The organism is Saccharopolyspora sp. (assembly GCF_017434145.1).
Taxonomy (GTDB): Bacteria; Actinomycetota; Actinomycetes; order Mycobacteriales; family Pseudonocardiaceae; genus Saccharopolyspora_C; species Saccharopolyspora_C galaxeae.
Window position 1 is genome coordinate 1 of sequence record NZ_JAFRFW010000234.1, and the last position, 2,416, is coordinate 2,416.

The window sequence follows — 2,416 nt, forward strand, 5'->3', positions numbered from 1 at the left end:
CCGTCGGCGCATACCCGGCGGCGAAGGCCGCGATCGCCTGGTACGTGCGCAGCCACGCGCCCACGGCGGAGTGGACCGGCGCCGGGATCCGCCTCAACGCCGTCGCGCCCGGGCACATCGAGACGGGCATGACCGCCGAGGTGCGGCGCGATCCGGCGCTGGGTGAAGCGCTCGAAGCCTTCCCCACTCCGCGCGGAGCTCCCGGCCGTCCGGCGGAGGTGGCCGCGCTGATCGAATTCTTGCTCGGCGCGGAAGGCGCGCTGCTGTGCGGCTCGGTCGTCTACGCCGACGGCGGCACCGACGCCGCACTGCGCCCGAAGGACTGGCCTGCGGTCTGGTCGCTGTAGCCCGGCCTCACGAACGCCCACCCGTCGCGGACGGCTGTCCCCTCCATCCGGCTGCGCGGTCCCGACCCTGTCGCCCGACACGCCCGCACGTCCCCCGCACCGCGGAAACCCGCCCGGAGTGAACGGAACTTTCGTCCCACTAGATTGGGCGAAGAGGCCGTTCACTCGGAAAGTTCGGAGATCAGGTGGTGCCGTAGACGGGTTCCGGGCGCGGATCCCGGTCGAGCAGGTCGCGGACGACGGGACCGAGTTCGGTAGGGGACCAACGGCGGCCCGCGTCGTGCTCGGCGCCGTGGCGCCATCCGGTGGCGACGCGGACCGCGCCGCCCTCCACCTCGAAAACCCGCCCGGTGACGTCGGCGGATTCCGCGCTGCCCAGCCAAGCCACCAGCGGTGAGACGTTCTCCGGCGCCATCGCGTCGAAACTCCCGTCGGTCGGCTGCGACATGGCTTCGGTGAACACGTCCTCGGTCATGCGGGTGCGCGCGGACGGCGCGATCGCGTTGACGGTGACGCCGTAGCGGCCGAGTTCGGCGGCGGTGTTCACGGTGAGCGCGGCGATCCCGGCTTTCGCCGCGGCGTAGTTGCTCTGGCCGATGCTGCCCTGCAGACCGGCGCCGGAGCAGGTGTTGATGATCCGCGCGTCGACGGCCTCCCCGGCCTTCGCCAGGTCCCGCCAGTGCGCCGCGGCGTGCCGCATGGTCGCGGCGTGGCCTTTGAGGTGCACCCGCAGCACGTCGTCCCACTCCTGCTCGGAGAGGTTCACGAACATCCGGTCCCGCACGACACCGGCGTTGTTGACCAGCACGTCGAGCCTGCCGAAGCTGTCCACGGCCCGCGCCACGAGCTGCCGGGCCTGATCCCAGTCGGCCACGTCCGCCCCGTCGACGACCGCTTTCCCGCCCAGCGAACGGATTTCCGCGGCGACTTCGACAGCGGGCTGCTCGTCACCGCCGGTGCCGTCGAGCTGCACGCCGACGTCGTTGACCACCACCGAAGCTCCGTGGCGAGCGAACTCCAGCGCGTGCGCGCGGCCCAAACCCCGGGCCGCGCCCGTCACGACGACGACCCTGCCTTCGCAGATGCCGGGCACTGTGGACTCCCTTCGGAATGATTTTGCCTAGCGGACCCTCGGCGGCTTCCCCGCTCCGGAAGCAGCCCCCGCTGAACCGGCTACCTCCCGCGCCGGATCAGTCCCGGGAGAATTCCCGGGCGAGCTGCTTGAGGTGCGGGTGCGGTTCGCCGCCGCCGTCCACGGCCAGCACCGCGCCGGTGAGGTATTCGGCCAGCGGCGAGGCCAGGAACGCGCAGGCGTTGCCGACCTCGACCGGCTCGGCGGGCCTGCCCATCGGGATGGTCTCGGCGAAGCCGGACTGCTCGGCCTCCGCGCCGAAGTGCTCCCGGAAGTTGTCGGTGCGGGCCACCCCGACGGACACCGCGTTGACCCGCACGCTCGGCGCGAACTCCAGCGCGAGCGTGCGGGTGAGGCTTTCCACCCCGGCCTTGGCCGCGGCGTAAGCGGCGATGGTGGGCGCGGCGCGCTGCGCGGCGACGCTGCTGATCATGGTCATCGAGCCGCCGCTCTCGCGCATCACCGGCCAAGCCCGCTGGCACACCAGCAGCGGTGCCAGCAGGTTCAGCTCGACGATCTTGGAGTGGAACCGGGGCGACGCGGTCGCGGTGTCCGCAGGCGGTGCCCCACCGGCGTTGTTCACCACCGAGTCGAGCCTGCCGCTGCGGCGCACGACCTCCTCGATCAGCCCGTCCACCTGCTCGGGATCGCGCACGTCCGCCTGCACGAACTCGGCGCGAACGCCGTCGTCTTCGGGCAGCCGCTCGGGTTCGCCGCGCGAGCAGACGTGCACCCGCGCCCCTGCCCGCAACAGTACTTCGGAGATTCCGGCGCCGATGCCGCGCGTTCCGCCGGTCACCAGCACCACTCGGCCGGACAGGTCGATCTCGACGCCCACGAGTTCCTCCGGGGTTCGCCCCTGGCGGGGCCTTCGCCTCGGTTGCTAACGTACCAACCCAACCTAACAAGTGCTAGGTTTGGTAGGTGCGGATGAGCA

At 71.8% G+C, this 2,416-nt stretch carries 3 protein-coding genes; 1 reads left to right on the forward strand and 2 read right to left on the reverse strand.

Translation table 11 applies throughout. The features are described 5' to 3' along the window. Positions 1–347: SDR family oxidoreductase (locus IJH84_RS06655; protein WP_295141555.1), on the forward strand; the 347-nt coding region annotated here is incomplete at its 5' end. Positions 348–528: 181 nt separating this feature from the next. On the opposite strand, the gene IJH84_RS06660 is transcribed toward IJH84_RS06655, so the two are convergent. Both IJH84_RS06660 and IJH84_RS06665 read right to left on the reverse strand, forming a co-directional pair. Continuing rightward, the gene (locus tag IJH84_RS06660; protein WP_295141558.1) at positions 529–1,440 is read right to left on the reverse strand and encodes an SDR family oxidoreductase; all 912 of its coding nucleotides are present in this window, start codon (positions 1,438–1,440) and stop codon (positions 529–531) included. Positions 1,441–1,537: 97 nt separating this feature from the next. Beyond that, the gene (locus IJH84_RS06665) at positions 1,538–2,317 is read right to left on the reverse strand and encodes an SDR family oxidoreductase (RefSeq protein WP_295141561.1); all 780 of its coding nucleotides are present in this window, start codon (positions 2,315–2,317) and stop codon (positions 1,538–1,540) included. Positions 2,318–2,416: the final 99 nt, after the last annotated feature.